The 2,521-nt window shown below is 39.4% G+C and carries 5 protein-coding genes; 3 read left to right on the forward strand and 2 right to left on the reverse strand.

Annotated elements, in window-relative coordinates; translation table 11 throughout:
* Both P9B04_RS20310 and P9B04_RS20315 read right to left on the reverse strand, forming a co-directional pair.
* A partial coding sequence (locus tag P9B04_RS20310) for a Rad52/Rad22 family DNA repair protein (RefSeq protein ID WP_342056790.1) occupies nt 1–379 on the reverse strand: 379 nt, incomplete at its 3' end.
* Nucleotides 380–508: 129 nt separating this feature from the next.
* The gene (locus P9B04_RS20315) at nt 509–862 is read right to left on the reverse strand and encodes a hypothetical protein (RefSeq protein ID WP_342056791.1); all 354 of its coding nucleotides are present in this window, start codon (nt 860–862) and stop codon (nt 509–511) included.
* 190 nt (nt 863–1,052) lie between these two features.
* Between P9B04_RS20315 and P9B04_RS20320 the strand changes: the two genes are divergently transcribed.
* The 3 genes from P9B04_RS20320 to P9B04_RS20330 all read left to right on the forward strand — a co-directional run bounded on the left by P9B04_RS20320 (nt 1,053) and on the right by P9B04_RS20330 (nt 2,348).
* Nucleotides 1,053–1,271, forward strand: a complete 219-nt coding sequence (locus P9B04_RS20320) for a helix-turn-helix domain-containing protein (protein WP_342056792.1) — start codon at nt 1,053–1,055, stop codon at nt 1,269–1,271.
* A gap of 35 nt (nt 1,272–1,306) precedes the next feature.
* Nucleotides 1,307–1,651, forward strand: coding sequence for a shikimate dehydrogenase (locus P9B04_RS20325; protein ID WP_342056793.1), 345 nt, complete (start codon nt 1,307–1,309; stop codon nt 1,649–1,651).
* A gap of 64 nt (nt 1,652–1,715) precedes the next feature.
* Nucleotides 1,716–2,348, forward strand: coding sequence for a KilA-N domain-containing protein (locus tag P9B04_RS20330; RefSeq protein ID WP_342056794.1), 633 nt, complete (start codon nt 1,716–1,718; stop codon nt 2,346–2,348).
* The last annotated feature ends 173 nt before the right edge of the window (nt 2,349–2,521 follow it).

Consider the following 2,521-nt stretch of genomic DNA (forward strand, 5'->3'; position numbering starts at 1 on the left):
TCCTCCATAAGTCTCTACCTAACCCGAACTTTGCACAGCATCTTCTTAACGCCATTGCTTCAGAATTACTGGATGGATCACCATACTGAGAACAATCAACATCCTCGGTTCCAGTGGCTTCCCTTGTAAGTGATTTATCATCCCCATAAATAGTAAGAACTCCTGTCAAAGTTAATCGGTTACTAATCTGATTAACATCCTTTATTGACCATGACCAGCCGTCAATTCCACACCGTTCATCTAATAGGTCACACAGGTTGTACCAAGCTATGTAATCAATCTCATCAATCTTTTTCTTGTCTTTAAATATTCCTTTTTTACTAATCTTCTGTTTAGGAACTGGTTGTGCTAAGTTGTTCAAAATCTCTGCTAGTTTCATGTCTTTTCTCTGAAGGTAATTGACTTATTTTTTGAGGTACTGTAGAGTTGTACAAATGATTGCCACATGAGTAATGCTTTAAAAGTTAGGTCGTTATTAGAAGGGGAAATTAATCCCCTTTTTTGTTACCTAAAATTCCGCATCCTGTTGACATGGATGGTAGTAAGCTAAATAAAATCCTTGGTACATATCCTGGTATGTTTGAAAGGCTTTTTTAACAGCTTGTTTTGTTATTTCAGATAAGAAAAGACTTAGTTGAATTTCTTTTACAGGTTCAAAATGTCCGAAGTCAGGGTCTTGTTCTTCTTCTTGGGAATAAAGGTGCAATACGACCTCTTGCAACCCATTCCTACAATCTTGGGTCTGTGGCCAATGGCTACGGGTAACTCGGTCAAATAAGGTACAAGTTCCCCTGGTCTCCCCTGAATAGGCGTTGAACATCGGACACTGTTCGCAAGTCGGACAGTTTGCTTGTGATATCATTGTTTTGTTGCCCCCTCCTTGGGGGGTGGTGATTTTCAGAAAGGCGATCGCAAACTTTCCACGGGGAGCGGTCGTCTTTCTTTATGTTTTTAGTGTAGCAACTGACTTCGTATAATGTCAAGTGCAATATCTTCTCTTGTGTTACAAAATCTTCGTGCTATGATGTTGATGTAACATATTAGATATGCCAATGCGAAACAAAATCTCACAACTCATAGAACAACTTGGTGTTACCCCGTATCGGTTCGCCAAGGATACTGACATAAGCACAAATACTATTTACTCACTCAAAAAAAATCCTCATCAGTTTCCAACAGGTGAAGTCTTTGACAAAATCATCGCTAAATACGAGGTATCTTTAGATGAGATCGTTGAGTATTACGAAGAACAAAAAGAAAAAATAGCCTAGAAAGACGAGGTTCGATTTTAACCAGGATTTAGCTCATGAATGAACCTGTTACCGTTAGTTTTGACCTAGCAAACATCCTGACAAGAATTGAGGATAAGCTAGATAGCAACTATAAAGAACTATCTCAAAAGCTAGATAAGCAATCAGAAGAGATAGGAGACATCAAAGTTAAGTTGACAGCCGTTGACACAGATGTGAAAAACCTTAAAGAAGACGTTAGAGAGATGAAAATTGTCCAAAATACTCTTGTTAAAGAAGTCTCTGATCTCAAGGGCTTCCGTTCCTTAATCCTTCCTCTCATTGTCGGTGGTTTTAGTGCCGTTATCGGGGGAATCGTTACGGCAATTTTTCGATTGCCTACTTTGTTGTTGAAACCTTGAAGAAAAAGTCAATAGAATTGAAAAAATTGGATCAATTGTTCCTAAGCAGAGAGGGAATTCAAACATGGATCTCACTATCTTTGAATACAACAGAAAATCTTTCAGCCAACGCCCAGAAGACAATTATGTTAATTTGGGCGAACTCTGTGCCACGCACAACAAGAGATTCAATAACTGGATGCGGTCAAAAAAAGGGAAAGCCTTTCTAAGCGGGCTATCATCAGCTACTCAAAAAAGCGTAGCTGATGAATTGGTGGTTTCAGGCACTAACAAAATAGGAGGAGATGCCGGAACTTGGGGACATCCCCTGGTCGCAATAGAAGTAGCTCGGTGGATCTCGACTGAATTTGGGATCTGGTGTACACAGCACATTTGTACCCTAATCGAGACTGGCTCGACAACCCTAGCTGATAACTCTCAGATTTTTTCTGTATTAATGAGTATTCACGAAGAGAATCGGCTACTAAGGCAAGAAAATCAACAAATACAGCAAAGTATCCTCAAAATACAGGAAGATAACCAAAAAATCCTTGAAGAAATGCAAAATCTCCAGCACTTAGACCTTAAGAAAGCGGCTAAGGAAGTAGCAGAGAAAGCAGAGGAGATTTTAGACGAATATCACCACAAAAAAGCCCTGGAATTCAAGAAAATCAGGGAAAGAAACGAAATTGACAGGTTTTTGCGTAAAAATAGGTGACTGAATTAATTCGGTCACCTATTTTTGCAATAAGGCTATTCGATTTAGTCAAAATAGGAAAGTTGGAGATGCTTTTCTCGTGTCCACCACTGGTTAAAACTAGCAAGACGACAATGGGTATGCTTTGACACTCCCCACGAATATAATTCGGGGGATTCTTGGTTCACTGACTC

The organism is Crocosphaera sp. Alani8 (genome assembly GCF_038442745.1).
GTDB lineage: Bacteria > Cyanobacteriota > Cyanobacteriia > Cyanobacteriales > Microcystaceae > Crocosphaera.

Coding starts and splice junctions, on each gene's coding strand:
- P9B04_RS20315 (WP_342056791.1), bottom strand. CDS start 862: ATGATATCACAAGCAAACTGTCCGACTTGCGAACAGTGTCCGATGTTC.
- P9B04_RS20320 (WP_342056792.1), top strand. CDS start 1,053: ATGCGAAACAAAATCTCACAACTCATAGAACAACTTGGTGTTACCCCG.
- P9B04_RS20325 (WP_342056793.1), top strand. CDS start 1,307: ATGAATGAACCTGTTACCGTTAGTTTTGACCTAGCAAACATCCTGACA.
- P9B04_RS20330 (WP_342056794.1), top strand. CDS start 1,716: ATGGATCTCACTATCTTTGAATACAACAGAAAATCTTTCAGCCAACGC.